General features: G+C 40.5%; 15 protein-coding genes. 2 read left to right on the top strand and 13 right to left on the bottom strand.

The genetic code is table 11. From position 1 onward, the window contains the following. The first annotated feature begins 9 nt into the window (after nt 1–9). Nucleotides 10–1131 carry a GerAB/ArcD/ProY family transporter gene (locus CSV67_RS01765; protein ID WP_099629903.1) on the top strand — a complete coding sequence of 374 codons (1122 nt, stop codon included), beginning with the start codon at nt 10–12 and terminating at the stop codon, nt 1129–1131. Between the two features lie 193 nt (nt 1132–1324). Here the strand turns inward: CSV67_RS01765 and CSV67_RS01760 are convergent, their stop codons facing one another. Genes CSV67_RS01760 through CSV67_RS01750 form a run of 3 tightly spaced genes read right to left on the bottom strand, consistent with a single transcriptional unit; the run spans nt 1325 to nt 3886 of the window. Then, nucleotides 1325–1804, bottom strand: a complete 480-nt coding sequence (locus CSV67_RS01760) for a hypothetical protein (RefSeq protein ID WP_099629902.1) — start codon at nt 1802–1804, stop codon at nt 1325–1327. A 40-nt stretch (nt 1805–1844) separates the two neighbouring features. Further along, complete coding sequence (locus CSV67_RS01755; RefSeq protein ID WP_099629901.1) at nt 1845–3095, bottom strand: replicative DNA helicase; 1251 nt, start codon at nt 3093–3095, stop codon at nt 1845–1847. Next, a complete protein-coding gene (locus CSV67_RS01750; protein ID WP_158232862.1) occupies nt 3092–3886 on the bottom strand; it encodes a conserved phage C-terminal domain-containing protein in 795 nt (264 codons plus the stop codon). Before CSV67_RS01750 ends, CSV67_RS01755 begins: the two co-directional genes overlap by 4 nt. Before the next feature lie 632 nt (nt 3887–4518). On the opposite strand from CSV67_RS01750, the gene CSV67_RS01745 reads away from it, so the two are divergent. Then, on the top strand, nt 4519–4920 hold the full coding sequence (locus CSV67_RS01745; RefSeq protein ID WP_099629899.1) for a DUF4181 domain-containing protein: 402 nt from the start codon (nt 4519–4521) through the stop codon (nt 4918–4920). A gap of 312 nt (nt 4921–5232) precedes the next feature. Here CSV67_RS01745 and CSV67_RS01740 read toward each other — a convergent pair whose 3' ends face one another. The 10 genes from CSV67_RS01740 to CSV67_RS01690 all read right to left on the bottom strand — a co-directional run bounded on the left by CSV67_RS01740 (nt 5233) and on the right by CSV67_RS01690 (nt 16006). Further along, nucleotides 5233–5931 carry an ABC transporter ATP-binding protein gene (locus CSV67_RS01740; RefSeq protein ID WP_099629898.1) on the bottom strand — a complete coding sequence of 233 codons (699 nt, stop codon included), beginning with the start codon at nt 5929–5931 and terminating at the stop codon, nt 5233–5235. Further along, complete coding sequence (locus CSV67_RS01735; protein ID WP_099629897.1) at nt 5924–6718, bottom strand: ABC transporter ATP-binding protein; 795 nt, start codon at nt 6716–6718, stop codon at nt 5924–5926. The genes CSV67_RS01740 and CSV67_RS01735 overlap by 8 nt, the downstream gene beginning before the upstream one ends. Then, nucleotides 6711–7751 (bottom strand): branched-chain amino acid ABC transporter permease, encoded by a 1041-nt coding sequence (locus tag CSV67_RS01730; RefSeq protein ID WP_099629896.1) that lies wholly within the window; start codon nt 7749–7751, stop codon nt 6711–6713. Before CSV67_RS01730 ends, CSV67_RS01735 begins: the two co-directional genes overlap by 8 nt. A 13-nt stretch (nt 7752–7764) precedes the next feature. Continuing rightward, on the bottom strand, nt 7765–8631 hold the full coding sequence (locus CSV67_RS01725; RefSeq protein WP_099629895.1) for a branched-chain amino acid ABC transporter permease: 867 nt from the start codon (nt 8629–8631) through the stop codon (nt 7765–7767). Between the two features lie 11 nt (nt 8632–8642). After that, a complete protein-coding gene (locus tag CSV67_RS01720; protein ID WP_099629894.1) occupies nt 8643–9803 on the bottom strand; it encodes an ABC transporter substrate-binding protein in 1161 nt (386 codons plus the stop codon). Nucleotides 9804–10133: 330 nt separating this feature from the next. Then, nucleotides 10134–11552, bottom strand: coding sequence for an aspartate ammonia-lyase (locus tag CSV67_RS01715; protein WP_099629893.1), 1419 nt, complete (start codon nt 11550–11552; stop codon nt 10134–10136). Nucleotides 11553–11617: 65 nt separating this feature from the next. Then, complete coding sequence (locus CSV67_RS01710) at nt 11618–12862, bottom strand: Zn-dependent hydrolase (protein WP_233192518.1); 1245 nt, start codon at nt 12860–12862, stop codon at nt 11618–11620. Nucleotides 12863–12874: 12 nt separating this feature from the next. Further along, the gene (locus tag CSV67_RS01705; RefSeq protein WP_233192517.1) at nt 12875–14407 is read right to left on the bottom strand and encodes a sodium:solute symporter family protein; all 1533 of its coding nucleotides are present in this window, start codon (nt 14405–14407) and stop codon (nt 12875–12877) included. A gap of 416 nt (nt 14408–14823) precedes the next feature. Further along, the gene (locus tag CSV67_RS01695) at nt 14824–15507 is read right to left on the bottom strand and encodes a DUF1028 domain-containing protein (RefSeq protein ID WP_099629890.1); all 684 of its coding nucleotides are present in this window, start codon (nt 15505–15507) and stop codon (nt 14824–14826) included. Nucleotides 15508–15553: 46 nt separating this feature from the next. Continuing rightward, nucleotides 15554–16006 (bottom strand): RidA family protein, encoded by a 453-nt coding sequence (locus CSV67_RS01690; protein WP_099629889.1) that lies wholly within the window; start codon nt 16004–16006, stop codon nt 15554–15556. Between the last annotated feature and the right edge of the window lie 22 nt (nt 16007–16028).

Genomic DNA, 16028 nt, shown 5'->3' with positions numbered 1-16028 from the left:
GGATATGAAATGATAGAAAATATTAAAATTAATCCGTACCAATTTCTAGTGTTGGTTATTTTCTTTACAATAGGTACAGGCATTTTAATTGTCCCATCCGTTTTAGCTGCCGAAGTGAAGCACGATGCATGGATTGCCGCAATAATTGGTACAGGAATCGGCTTATTGATCATATGGCTATTCACGACTATAGCCCTGTGGTTCCCTCACCTGACCTATATTCAACTCAATGAAAAGATTTTTGGTAAATGGATAGGGAAAGCGGTTTCCGTATTATTTGTATCTATGGCAGCACTTTACACGTCTAGCCTTTTGTATTATTCCGCGACATTTATCTCAACCAATATGTTGCCCACTACACCCATAGTAGCCCTAAATATTCTCATGATGGGAATCGTTGTGATGGCAGTCCGGCTCGGATTGGAAACGATCGCTCGTTCTGCAGAAATTTTCATTGTCGTTTTCTTTGTCCTTTTCCTCATTTTAGGGGTGTGTATTTCACCTCAAATCAAATTGGAAAATTTACAGCCCGTATTTGTGGAAGGGACAAAAACGCTCGTTCAATCCAGTATATATTTTGTGACCTCATCTTCTGTCAATGCAATTGTTTTATTAATGATCTTCCCCGCCCTTATGAACAAAATGAAACAAGCTAGAAAGTCCTTTCTCATTGGAAACTTAATAGGCGGAATCATGATCATCATCCTTTCATTTTTGAGTGTGTCAATATTAGGGGCTGAGGATACAGCGAGAGAGATTTATCCAGGCTATGAATTGGCCAAACGAATTAATATTGGAGATTTTGTACAGCGTATTGAAGGATTAATGGGTTTCCTTTGGTTTATCGCCCTTTATTTTAAAACGGTACTATATTTTTACGCTACCGTTTTAGGGATCGCGCAAATTTTACATTTGAAAGACTATCGCCCCTTAACCTTGCCGTTAGGAATAATTGCTGTAATCGTCTCCCTTGTGATCTATCCGAACGTCGTCTACCAAAAAGAAATACAACAATCGACTGAAATATACTTTTCGCTCTTCGTTGGACTTTTCTTGCCTCTTTTACTAGTTATCGTCTATGCCTTTCGAAAGAATAAGTTAAAAAAGAGTCCTGAACCTGAAAGCCCTTAAATTGAATTTACTTAGTACTTGGCGAGAAATTATGTAGTGATCCAGCTCATCTTCTCCTTTAAAGATAGCTGGATCACCATTACTTGTGAAATACAGGACAGACACTACGTACTGTGGGCGCTTTAAACCACTCTCGAACCACTTTAATACTCTCGCTTTTCATCCATCCACGCTATATCCGCAATGATCACATCTACCTTTCTCTTGCTTCTAACACACGATGCACCAACCGCTTCCCTGCCTCTACATGCCCGACATACACCGGAAACTGCATGACCCTTTTTCGGTACTCGTACAAACTTTCCTCTCTTCCCGATTCCGCAAATGTTAATAAATTCGTCATCAACCGATCAGCGTGCGTGACCTTCACACCGGTCTCACGAAACGTTTCGCTATGTAATCGATACGCGTCTGCCTCTTTCTTGCCAAGGTAAAATGCATACCAATTTGGTTGTATACTTTTCACCACAAAGAGCTTAATTTCACCAATACGTAACGTGTTCTTTTTCATCGACTGCTGGATGGCTTCCTGGTCGAACTCGATCTCTTTTAGTTTCTCGCAATCTTCGTCCATTCGGATTTTATGATTCGTGATTGCCCAGAAAATGCTGTGGGCGGTTAATGACATATCGGTATCTACTGCGTAATCAAATAATTCTTCAACTGTAATCATAGGTACACTCTCCTTTTTTAGGCAAAATATATAAAACGGTTCAGGACATTGAAGCGAGTCGGCCGTTGTCTTTGTTGTAGTAAACAGTGAAGCCACCGACTGGGCCGTTACGATGCTTAGCGACCGTGATTTCGAGATGGTTCTTGAGTTCCGATTCTTGATTGTAGTAATCGTCTCTGTAAAGGAAGCACACGACATCGGCGTCTTGTTCGATGTTGCCGGAGTCTCGTAGGTCGCTCATCATCGGTTGTTTGTCCTGTCGTTGTTCGACTGCTCTGGAAAGCTGAGACAAGACGACAACGGGGCAGTTAAATTCTTTTGCCATCGCTTTTAAATCTGCGCTAATTTGGCCAATTGCTTGGTTTTGGTTATTCGTTCTTTCCTCCGGTCGGATGATTTGCAAGTAATCAATGAAAATAATCGGTCGCTTGTCCGGTTGTGCTTTAATGACTCTGCGAGCAGTTGCTTTTATTTGACTCACTTTTATTCCGCTTCTGTCGTCGATACGGATTTTAGCGCTTTGCAAATGATCGAGCGCTGTCATCCATGTATTCTTCTGTCTGTTATCAAAATGTTTATATGGATTGCGCATCTTTAATCGACTGTATCCACCCGCTGTAGATATCAGACGGTCGGTCATCGTGTTACGGCTCATTTCGAGAGAAAAGACGATCGGTAAATGATCGTTTAATCCGGCAGTTAGCGCGAGATGATTGAGTGTATCCGTCTTTCCCATGGAAGGTCTAGCGGCGATGACGATGAATTCACTGTCTTGGAATCCGTTCAACAGATAATCCATCGGCCGTAAGCCTGTGCTAATTCCTGTCATGTCCGGTCCTTGGATGAAAGGGCGTTCGTACTGACTCACGAGGTAATCGTCAAGTAACAATAATTCATCTGACCTATGATCGGTATCTAACTCTTCTAACGCTTTGACAATCTCACTGTTCTCCCATTGTTCGTTCTGTGCCGACTGTAGGATCCTCGCTGTCTCAAGTTTCTTCCACTTGGAAATGATGATTTCTAAATACTCGTCAAAGCGTGCAGGATTGGCAAAGCGACGTAGTTCCGATACGTAATTGGCGCCACCAAGTTCTGCCGGCTCACGTGTCGTCAGCAATGTGATGAAGTCAATTGGGCGTCCGTTGTTGGCTAATTCTTTCATGGTTAGATAAATATTTTTGTGCAGCTGTGTCTCAAAGAATGCGGTTTGAATCCCGCTGTCCAGAACCAAATAATTTTCCTCCATCATCGTACCGAGAAGACTTTTTTCCATTAGTTCACTATTCATACGTGTTCATCCCCTTTATTGAAATCTAGCACTGGCAGAGCGAGCATACGCTTTTTCGGCTTCTGTACCGCAGCTAGTTCATTGACATAGTTTTCGAAGTTGGTTGCGTTAAATAACGTCGATGGCCGCAAGAAGCGGTTGAATTCAGCATGGTGGATCCACTCGGATACTTTGAGATCGACGACTTTCATGAAGTCCTCTTGTGTATAGCCTTCCTTCATCCTGCCATTGATGAACTTCTTGGTTGCTGTAGAATGGGCTTTAAATTGCTTTCCAGTTTTCTCATTCAGATAATTAATGACAACACGTGCGACGTCGAGATTCATCTCGACTTGGTCTTTATTCTTTATTTTTAAAGATTCTTTAAGTTCTTTAGTTATTGGCTTGCCCAATTCCGCCACGTGGACTTGCTCAACTTCGACAGGTGCACGTGGCGGTTCTGGGCAAGTGACTTGCTCATGTTCGAACGCACTTGCAGGCAATCGAGTATAGTCGATTCGGTACCATTTCGTATTGTCGATTTTCATGCGGTTATGGTGATCTGTCGAAATGAGATAGCCTTTATTTTCAAGATCATAAATAATGCGTCTAATCGTGTTCGAAGACCAGAATGTAAATTCTTTTGTCCAGTCAATATACGTTTTATGAATCCACCTATGGCCGTCCCGAACGTTTTTGGATATAAGGGAGCGAAAATGCACTTGTTGCATAAATAATGCTCCGTTAATTCCTACTAAGTGTACGAGCGACGGTAGTAGCGGTATCGACTCTTCATCAATTAATAATTTCATATAGTTTCTCCCCCTGTAAAAAAGTTGTAGTAGAGTGCTCACTTTGCACTTCTCATACTCCATATAGAGAGTTTTTCAAAAAAGGATACTGATTTTAAAAATAAATTTTACATACGCTAAAACAGGAGTGGAAGTATAGTCCTCCGCCCCTGTTAGTTATTGATTATTTACACGTATATTTCATAATTGATTACATCAGGATAGCCCATGTCTTTAAGATTAGACAGAATCTCTCCGATCATACATAGCGTCCAGAATGGCAACCTCTCTTTCTATTCGTTTGATGATTTATAGATCCAGCGATGTTGGTAGTACTCATTTTTCCAACTGTAGATATATGCATGGATTTCCTGTAGCGCGATATATTCTTGCTATTCGTTTTTTTCCAACCATCATGTTGTTGTTTTCAAGTATTACTTTGTAGCTATTTGGTAGTTACACAACAATCGAAAACTACTAGTATATAGTTGATCTAGATACCATATTCACCGGTGTTTTTAATTTCCAAGAATTAATTTGGATGTCTTTGGTATAATTGTGATGAAGTATAAAAGAGTGGTAGTCAACCTACACAGCAATTTATAGAAAGAATAAGGAAAATTACAAATGTTTAATGAAAGAGGGGGAGTTGTATGTTTTGGATAAAATTTATTCTAATTGTCGTATTGGTTTTTGCTCTTATTTCATTAGTTAAGTTTCTTCTAAGGAAGCTACTTAAAATTGAAAAAGTAAAGAAAAAAATTTTTTCTCATAATCATATAAATGAATCCCATCGGAAAATCGATAAAATTTTGCGGATTTTTTCTACAATCAGTCTCATCACTTTATATTCTGTACTGTTGTTTCATGATGAGGAGTTACTTTACTTGGTTTTCTTCGCCGTCATAGCATTTGCGATATTGGATTATCTGATCAGAGCCTTTTTCGAATGGAAGTATACACACGATCCAAAACAATCTATTTTGACTGTAACCGAAATGCTAATAATAGTAGTAGCGGCCACCGTCATGATTAACTGGTTACTACCTGCGTAGCAATACTTCATACTATGGACGGCAGCCTCTGCACTTTCACACCATTCAGAAGGTGCTACTCCATTGTTTTTATAACCATCCATTACGTTTGAAATCCTTTCACCTTATACCATTCCCCGGGCAATCATCCCACTTCTACTTCAGTAGAGGTCTAGCCCTTTAGCCAATAGTAATGTAGATGGTAAAATACGTACTATCCATTAGTAAACTTGTAGTCCGCTTCCAAAAAAAAAACCTCACATACCGATTCAAATCGGCTTGTGAGGTTGGCGTTCTATAAAATATTCCTCCTACTATTTCGGCATGTCTAATTTAACCTAAGTAGGATTTTTGCACAATTTCAGTATCTTTCAATTCATCCTTTGTTCCTTCACCTACGAGGCGTCCCGCCATCAGGACATATGCACGATCACAGAAATCAATTGCCATTTCAGCGTTTTGGTCCACTAATAATATGGTCGTTCCTCGCTGATGTAGTTCTGTTATTTTTTCATATACTTCATAAACAAGCCTCGGAGATAATCCCATAGATGGCTCATCAAGTAATAATAGTTTTGGACTCACCATCATTGCCCGGGCAATCGCCAGCATTTGTTGTTCTCCACCGGATAATAAACCTGCCGCCTGATTTTTTCGGTCTCTTAAAATGGGGAATGGCTCAGACACTTCTTCAGCCATTTGTAATCGTTCTTTAGTACTTAGCGTATAGCCGCCTAAAAGTAGATTATCCCAAACAGATAAATATGGAAATACTTGCCTTCCCTCAGGAACTAACGTCATCCCATGATTGACTAAACGAAAAGTTCTGGAGTTTGTAATCGTTTTATCGGACAATGTGATTTTCCCGCTTTTAGGACGAACCTCTCCCATGATACTTTTTAACAGAGTGCTCTTACCTGCCCCATTTGCACCAATGACGGAAACCGCTTCCCGTTCTTTCACATGAATGTTCATATCTTCAATGGCACACACTTGACCATAATAGGTGTTTAACCCTTGTACTTTAAGCATCTACCTTCACCTTCCCCATATATGCTTCAATAACTGCAGGGTGTTTTTGAATCACTTCGGCAGTTCCTTCTACTAGTTTTTCCCCAAAGTTAATGACTGTAATATGGTCAGACAATGTGTTCACTAAGTTCATATCATGTGCAATAATCAGAATTGTAATGCCTTCATTATTTACGGCGGTAAATAACTCCATTAATTCCTTTGTTTCTTTTGGATTCATCCCAGCTGTCGGTTCATCGAGCAGTAAGAGTTGTGGTTGCGTCGCTAACGCCCTAGCAATTTCAACTCTTCTTTGATTACCATATGACAACTGCGCTGCATACTCATCTCGCACATCCCATAGCCCAACGAATTTCAAGATCTCTTCCACACGTTGTTTTGCAGCCTGTTCTTTTTCCCTAAATGCTTTCGTTCGCAATAAGGCAGGAGCCAGCTTCGCACCAGTTAATAAATAGGTTCCAATCAAAACGGTCTCGGAAACCGTCATGTCCGGAAATAGACGGATATTTTGAAAAGTTCTAGATACACCATGCTTGGCAATCTGATCCGAGCTCAATGAAGTAATATCCGTTGTAGAAAAACGTACCTCACCTTGATCAGGAGGTATTATTCCAGTAATCAGGTTAAATAACGTACTCTTACCTGCGCCATTTGGACCTATGATGGCATGTATATGGTTTTTTTTCACTGAGAAGGAAAGGTCATTTACTGCCTTGACCCCTCCAAACGATTTGGAAAGGCCCGCTACAGTTAAGATAGCTGTATCTGTCAGATTCTCTTTATTCATAGCCTAACCCCTCCTTCTTTACATCTACAGTTGCTTTTGCTCCTTTCATCTTCTTAAGTAAGGCTCGTTTTTCAATTTGTTTTCTATAGTAATTGATAATCCCCATAATACCTCTCGGGAAAAACATCATCATGATGACAATTAGCAATCCATAGATCAGCATGCGTAATTCTGGCGTTGCACGTAATGCTTCAGAAAAGATCGTGAGTAGTGATGCCCCTAGTACCGCACCGATGATGGATCCTTGTCCACCGATCATGACCATGGTTAAGATGGTGACGGACATGGTGAAATTGAATGTCTCAGGGCTGACAACGTGAATGAAGTGAGCATATAAAGTACCCGCGGCCCCACAATAGGCAGCTGAAATAGTAAACATGACCACTTTCGTTCTAAATACTGGAATCCCCATTGACTGTGCAGCTAATTCATCATCACGAATTGCAGTACAAGCCCTTCCGAAACCAGAATTGATCAGCAACTTCGTAAATATGATGGCTACAATTACAAAGAACAGTAACAGTGGGTAATAATCAGCGTACTGAGTAAATGAAAGCTGAAAAATACCAAAATTCATTGCGGGTGGTGAAGGAATCAATGCAATTCCCATTGGCCCCCCTGTAACATCTGTCCAATTTAGAAAAACTAGCCAAATAATTGTTCCAAATGCGAGCGTAGCCATTACCAAGTATTCTTCAATCAGTTTTAGTCCGATAAATCCAATGATGAAACCGATGATGGCAGTTGCCAAAATCGCGATGGGTAATGTAAACCAAAAAGATAGACCTAGTTTTGTTGAAAATATAGCCGCGATATAGGCACCTATTCCAAAAAATGCCCCATGACCTATGGATACTTGACCTGTATAACCAACTATTAAATCTAATCCTAGTACGAGAAGTATATAAATTAGGATTAGATTAATGACATACATAAAGTATGGATTCGTTATTCCGAGGGGGATCATAAGTAAGGCGATTACTCCGATGAGCAATCCAAGCCGACGATATCCCAACTTTCTGATATGTTCCATGTCATCTACTCCTTTATACTTTTTCTGCTACGACTTTACCGAAAATTCCTTGTGGACGAAGCAGTAAAATGGCTAATAAAATGACCATAGCAACCGCATCTCGATAACCGGAAGAAATAAAGCCAGCAGCGAAGCTCTCAAGCACACCGAGCATCAAACCCGCCACCATCGCACCGGGTATATTACCCATTCCACCCATAACGGATGCGGTAAAACCCTTTAGGCCAGCAAATACACCCATTGTCGGGAAGACAAGGAATACAGGACCGACTAGTATACCAGCAAGCGCACCAACGCCCGATCCAATTGCAAATGTAATTGAAATGACTTTGTTTGCATTTATGCCCATTAATTCGGTCGCTTGAATGTTTTGGGAAGCTGCTTGCACTGCTTTCCCCATTAATGTACGATTCATGAAAAACTCAAGTAGGAACATGACAATGATCGTCACAATAATGATGAAAATATAATGTTGATTGACCATCATTCCACCGATATTAACATTGTTTGCAAGGAAAGGTGAGGCCAATCTTTCAGGTGACGCTCCCCAGATAAGTTGTGCGGAGTTTTGTAAAACAATCGCAATACCGATAGCCGCTATAAGCAAGTTCAATTTTGGAGCAGTACGCATTTTCTTATAAACGAGCTTTTCCATTAAATAACCTAATAGTGCACCTGATAACATACCACATGAATAAGCCAACCAAACTGGGGCTCCTAAGTACATAGTGGTAAGGGCAACAAATGCCCCTCCCATATATACCTCACCATGTGCAAAGTTGATGAATCGCAGAACATTCCAAACCATCGTATATCCGATTGCCATTAATGCATAAACGCTTCCCAAGACAATCCCATTTATTAGTTGGTCGACAATCATAAATAATCACCCTATTCTTGGATTATTATAAACTTCTGGTCTTTCACTTGCATGATCATTGGGGCATTTGAACGTTCGCCATCTTCGTCAAATTGAATTAATCCTGTTGTCCCTTCCATCTGAATTTTCGCCATTGCGTCACGGACTTTCTCTGGTGAATCTCCGCCCTCTTCAAAGGCTTTTGCAAGTGCCAAAGCAGCATCATAGGCGATTGCTGTATTCGCTTCAGGCTCGATATTATTCTCTTCACTCAATTTTATAAATTCATTCATTGCCTCTGTATCCATTTCCATGTTAATCATAGAAGCAAAGATATGATTTTCCACTGCATCTCCACCTAATTCAATTAACTGTTCGGAATACATGGAGTCGTCAGGTGAGAAAAACTGAACATCTAATCCTGCTTGTTTTGCTTGTTGTGCAATTAAAGCCACTTCGTTGTAGAGACCTACAATCATCACGGCATCTGGTTTCATTTTTTTAATTTTAGATAATTGGGAAGAGAAGTTTTTATCTCCTGGGTTATATGTTTCCGTTGCAATAAACTCAACACCTACAGATTCCGCTGCTTTTCTCGCAGAGTCGGACATGGTGATTCCGTAATCAGTATTTTCATATATAGATGCGATTTTCTTGATTCCCTTTTCTTCAGCCATATATTTTAATACTGCTGGAACGTACACTTGACCAGTTAGGATGATGCGATATAAATAGTCATTATCTAAAGTAGTAAATTCCGGACTTGCTCCCATGTGGACGTGAAGTGCCTTGGCATTTTTCGAAACCTCTTGAGCCGCTAAAGTTGGTGATGAATTATAACCGCCAATTATTGCTTTGACATTGTCATTCATAATCATTTTGTTCACCACTGCAACTGCTTCAGATGGTGTCGCTTTATCATCCCCAACGACTAACTCCAACTTCTTTCCGTTTACTCCACCTTCTGCATTAATCTTTTTAAAAGCCAGATCAACCCCATTTTTCATATCTTGTCCGTATTGGGCATTGTCCCCGGTCATTGGTGCTTGCAGACCTACTCGAATGGATTCACTTTTGTCAGATGCTTCTGCTTTTGAAGATGATCCATCTTCGGATGAACATCCTGCTAGAATTAGCGTGAGTGCCATGAAGAAAGCAATACATCCATTGAATTTGGTTTTACCGAATATCATTTTCATTCCCCCTAGAATTATTTAAAACAATTTGGTTAGCAAAAGAATAACTTGAGTCGAAGCAAGTGGTAACATCGCCAGTATTTTAAAATCCCTCCTTATTTACTTATGAAATATTGTTTAATATAAATAAAGATGATTCCCTCGAATTGTATGAGCTTTCTACTGTTATCTCACAATTCATTAGGGAATTATCCTCAAACAATCCTACGTTACACTCGCAACGTTGAATATATTGCCTTCTTTAATAATTGACCATGTAGTTACTTCAGCTATTCTAAAAATATCCCCACAAAGCAATTTCAAATCGTTTTGCGGGGTATACTATTTTTAAGATGTTCCTACTGCTTTTTTTAGAAGCGCTGAACCGGCAATACCGGGTTCAGTCATTTCCTTCGCATCCAAAATGATGTCGAGTTCTTCTGAGGTCAGATATCCATGACGTATACAAATTGACCGTACGGACTGTCCCGTGACAAGTGCTTCCTTTGCAACTTTAGAGGCAATTTCATAACTGACGTGCGGATTGATCGCAGTTACGATTCCAACACTTGATTCCACTAACTCTCTACAATGTTCAACATTTGCCGTAATTCCTTTAATTGCAAACTCCGACAGAACTTCTACGCCATTTGTTAGCATCGTAAAGGATTTTAATAAATTAGAAACAATCACTGGCCCCATCACATTTAGTTCCAATTGACCTGCTTCAGAGGCAAGCGAAATGGCATGGTCATTTCCGATAACCTGGAATGATATTTGATTTATAACTTCCGGAATAACAGGATTCACTTTTCCTGGCATAATGGATGAACCTGGTTGTCTGGCAGGTAAGTTAATTTCATTGAATCCGGTTAACGGCCCAGATGATAGTAACCGTAAATCATTTGCCATTTTGGATAGGTTGATAGCTAGGATTTTCAACGCAGAAGAGATTTCTGTATAACGATCTGTATTTTGTGTAATATCCACTAAATTCTCAGCTGTTTCTAGTGGATAGGTTGTTTCTTCTATTAAATATTCCATCATCTTTTCGCGGTAATCAATTCTAGCATTTAGACCCGTTCCTATCGCAGTTGCTCCAATACTAATTTTATTTAACTGCCGTACAGATTGTTCAATCCGATCTATATCCCGTCGAATGACACAGGCATACGCACCAAACTCTTGACCAAGTCGTATGGGGATGGCATCTTGCAAATGTGTGCGCCCCATTTTGATAACGCTTTCAAATTCCTTCTCTTTAATGACTAATTGTTTATGCAAGGTATTCAAACCTGTGCCCAAGTCTTTTGCTAATTTAAGCAAGGTAAGATGGACGGCTGTCGGGATTACATCATTTGTTGACTGGGACATATTGACATGGGAGTTTGAGCTAACCGTGACGTTGGAATTGTTCAATATCTCCATTGCGCGATTGGCAAGTACTTCATTCACATTCATATTTAATGAAGTGCCAGCACCTCCTTGAATCGTATCCACTACAATCTGGTTATTCCATAAACCCAGTTTCATTTCCTGAGCGGACTTTCCGATGGCTAATGAGATGGATGTATCCAACAGTCCTATCTCGGCATTGGCTTTAGCCGCAACTTTTTTAATGATGGCTATAGATCTAATCAATTCCGGATGTGGTTTCTCCCCCGTAATCGGAAAGTTATCAAGGGCTCTAGCTGTTTGTATACCATAATAAGCATTTGTAGGAATCTGCTTCTCTCCTAAAGCGTCACTTTCTATACGATACTTCACATCTACCCATCCCTTTCTAGATTGAAATCAACGAGACCCTTAACAATCAAGCGCGATCAGATCATTTAATCCATCTGCTGGTCAATTGCGAGAATACCATTCAACATGACATCACTCGCAATTTTAATATCTTCAGGTGTACTGTATTCTTCTGGGCAATGACTTTTGCCATCGATACTTTTCACAAAAATCATCGCAGATTTTGAAATTAGGGACATATGAGCAGCATCATGTACTGCCATACTCGGCAACGTCATATACGGAACAGATATTCGTTCTGCGGAATCTTGTAAAATGGAGACAATTTCTTCATTCAACGTAGTAGGTTGTTGTTGCTGTAAAATGGATTGACTCATTTGCACGTTACGGCGTTGTGTCACTTCCTTCCACTTCGTTTCAATCTTCTCTACTACTTGGTCCATACGCTCTTGGCATTCCCCTCTAATCTCCAGCACGAACTCTACTTGCCCAGGAACGATATTTACGGCATTCGGCAATACCTCCAATTTCCCTACTGTACCCACCAGATCCGTTTCATCTTCCCCGCAAATTTGTTCCACTATAAGAATCATCTCACTAACAGCAGTGAGTGCATCGAGGCGATGTGACATCATCGTCGTTCCCGAATGATTGGCTTCTCCAATTACTGTTACCTTACTTCTGTAAACACCAACCAGACTGTTAATAATCGCTACGGATTTATCATTTGACTCTAAGCGCTTTCCTTGTTCAATATGCATCTCCACAAAGATTCTTTTCTCTTCATGCATCGACGCCATTTCATGTATCCGCTCGATATCTCCATGTACTTTCTGCAAAGCATCACGTAATAGAAGACCTGTAGAGTCAGTGGCAATTCGTAGTTCATCTTCCGTCAATTTACCAACGAAAGCACGGCTTCCTAGCGTGGACAAACCAAAGTCATTTGACTCTTCTGCAGTGAAAGAGACGATTTCCAAGTCGTGATCTAAGGGTATATCGTTTTCGATTACAGTTCGAATAATCTCTTTTGCAACAAGTGTCCCTAAGGCCCCATCATATTTCCCCCCGTTTGGAACTGTGTCTAAATGGGATCCGATGACTATACTCCCTTTTTTCTTTCCATTGCCTTTTAGCTTCCCCCAGATATTGGCAATGCCATCAATGGTTATGTCTAAACCTAAATCCTGTAACTCTTTAATGAAGCGTAACCGAACTTCCAAATCCGCGGGTGAGAAACTGGGGCGTGTAATCCCCCCACGTTCATCACGACCATATTCCGCATAGCTATCCAGATCGTCAAGTAAACGCGGCAACTCAATCTGCATCATGATTTATCCCCCCTATGACTGATACGTATATATCGATGCTTCAGGTGTCGTATTATTACCTTTAATTGGTTTTGTCTTTTTTTGATCATTGACATAACTTTCAACTACTGAACTTGTATCTGGTTTTGTCATATAGCTGACCCCGATCATGACAATCGTATTGGCAATTAAACCAATAAGACCAGGATGTATTTCAAACGGTGTTGTCGTTGCAAATAGTTGGAAGTAGAGGTTGACCACAAAGCCCGCCACTATTCCTGTAAACACACCTTGAGTTGTCACGCGTTTCCAATACAGTGCACTCAGCACACCTGGTGTAAACTGAATGATTGAACCATAAGCCCCTAATAATAAAGCGACTACGCCTTGCCCGCCGAATACCGCGATACAATAGGCAAGAGCTCCAATTAGCACTACAGCACTTCGCATAATCAATAGCGTCACTTTATCCGATAAATTCGGAAACATATTTTTAATCACGCCATCTGTAAATTCCATGGATGCACTATGTGTAATGACATCAGCGCTCGACATGGCTGCGGCTAATGCAGCTGCACCTACTAGACCATATAACCAGCCGGGCAAAGATAAAAATGTCGTAATGAGATAGGGTAATATTTGATCGGATTCACCGACAGCACTAACATTCACAACCCCAACCGCAGCGAATCCTGCAAGTAATAACGGGATAATTAATAAGGCAAATAACGGATAAGCGATAACCGTCTTCTTTATCGTCACTGCATTGGATGAATAGGATCTTGCAAACATATGCGGCCACATAAGAAAACCTATGACGGAAACTAATATGACTGAAGTAAAGGCAGTAGTTGACATGGTGGAACCCTCTACTCCAATTCGAAGGAAATCAGGATCGGCTGCTGCAATTTTTGAAAACATTTCAGTTGTCGTGCCGTGCATTTTCTTTACGATCATGATGCCTATAACCCAAGATACCGTGATCATTAATGCTCCTTGGAACACGTCAGACCAAGCTGCTGCGCGTAATCCGCCTGTCGCCACATACGTAACGACAATTGCATAAGCAACCAAAGCGCCGAACCAAAAAGCAATTCTTCCTTCCGTCATAAGATTAAAAATAATAGCCATTCCACGTAACTGTGTAGCTAAATACTGAATACAAGCAAAGAAGGCAATGAACCCAACAAGGATCCCAAGTGCTTTACTTCGAAAGCGCGTCTGTAGAAATCCGACCATTGAATATAGATTGAATTTACGTCCAATTCTTCCGATCTTTGGACCGATAATATACCAAGGCAAAAGTGAAAATGCTAAATATGCCAGTATGTAAAACGCAGGAGCTCCGCGTGTAAATGCCCATCCTGGTGCACCTAAAAATGAAAAGGCACTAAAAATCGCTCCACCCATTAAAAACCAAGTTAAGAATAATCCTAAACCTCTACCTGCAGTAGTAAATTCTTCTAATGAGGCTTTGTTCGTACCTCTACCGGCCATTACACCAACAATAAGTGCAATAACTAAATACAACACCATGATTAACATCGATATCTGCCAATGTTCCATCTACTTATACCTCCTCTTTATCTGGGTCAATGAAATATAGAATGAGGACTGCTATAAAAGTAATGACAATCCATAATATGATCCAGAAAAAACTGTATGGAAGCCCCAGTATTAATGGATAGGCTTTATTACCAAAGGTAAATATCGGGAATAGAACTGTTGAAAACAACAATGTGCTAATAATGATGTAGTACGTACGAAAACTTCGAACACTCATATATGCCACCTCTTTTTAACGTATTGACTGTTATAGTAGAGTCATTTGACGGAATCCTAATACAACATGAATTGTCGCTGATCGTATGCTACGTAAGTTGATTCTTTCTACGCTATTACGGACATCTGTTTAAAAAAATATGTAGCCGTAGATTGTTATGTCTATGACTACATATGGTATTTACTTTGAGTATCGTGAATTATTCGTCGCCCAGCACTCCATATGACGGAGCAACTTCAGGTGTGATGGCTCGTATTCGATACTCTTCAGCTTGTGGGCCATAAACTTCCCACGCCCTTTTCAAATCTTCAAGTGGTTGGTCACTGTAATCCACTCGTAAATCTACAAATGGGAAAGCATCCTCTCGATACACTAATAATCCGATCGAATGTTCTTGATCCAGCTCTCCACCCATCTCAAATCCTTTTGAAATAGCAGCAATTAAACGATCAGCCAACGTGCCTTTTGCATCCAAAAAGGTTTTTCCCATCTGTTCTGGAATGTCAGGATCACTTAATAAATTCCCGATACTTGCAACGTTTTTAGCGGAAAATTCTCCATGGACGCCTAGAGCTTTATTCCCTGTAAAGACGGCTGAGTTTCCGCTTGCATCCACGACGGCTAATTGACGATATTCTCTGAAGGGTGTCGTTTCCTTCATGGCATTGATTGCCGATTCCGCGTCAAAACCATTTTCTAAGACATTCAAACCGATATTGGCAAGTCTTGGGTCCGTCACGTTTTGCGTTAAAATCGCCCCAACGCCTTGTTTCGCCCACGGACACCTTGCGCCTACTGAGGGACTGCTTGATGTAACAATAACCCCCAGTGCACCTGTTTCTTCACATCGTCCTGCGACTGAAAAAGTATTCGTAAATTTCATAATTACCCTCCATTACTGCTTGTTCAATAGTTTTCTTATCTCGTATTTATTCACTAATGACTGCTTCAACGTCAATTTCCATCAACATTTCAGGCATTGCAAATCCGCTTACAATTAATCCCGTACTGCATGGATAGACATCTTTAAAATGTTCAGCAATTACTGGATATACTTTACTGCGGTCCTCACGCTTCAAAATATACACTGTCATCTTACAAATATCTTTAACAGATCCGCCAGCCTCTTCAATTAACTGTTTTACACAACGGCAAGCCATATCTGTTTGTGCAGCTACATCATCAACGCCGTGGAAGTTACCTTCTAAATCGAAACCTGTTTGACCACGAAGGAAAATGCGATTACCCGCGCGGACAGCCATACTTAGCTCATTCACAATATGGTGTTCCGGCTTTCCTAGTTCTGAAGGGTAAAATTCATCCGTCTTAAACTTTCTGAAACGTTGGATCTCCACTTTTTGTGTGTTTTCATAAATTGTCATCTGTATATTCCTCCACTTGTTA

Source organism: Sporosarcina sp. P2, assembly GCF_002743255.1.
Classification (GTDB): Bacteria; Bacillota; Bacilli; order Bacillales_A; family Planococcaceae; genus Sporosarcina.
The sequence above is the reverse complement of the archived record's forward strand: the minus strand, read 5'-3'. Positions and strand labels throughout refer to the sequence as shown.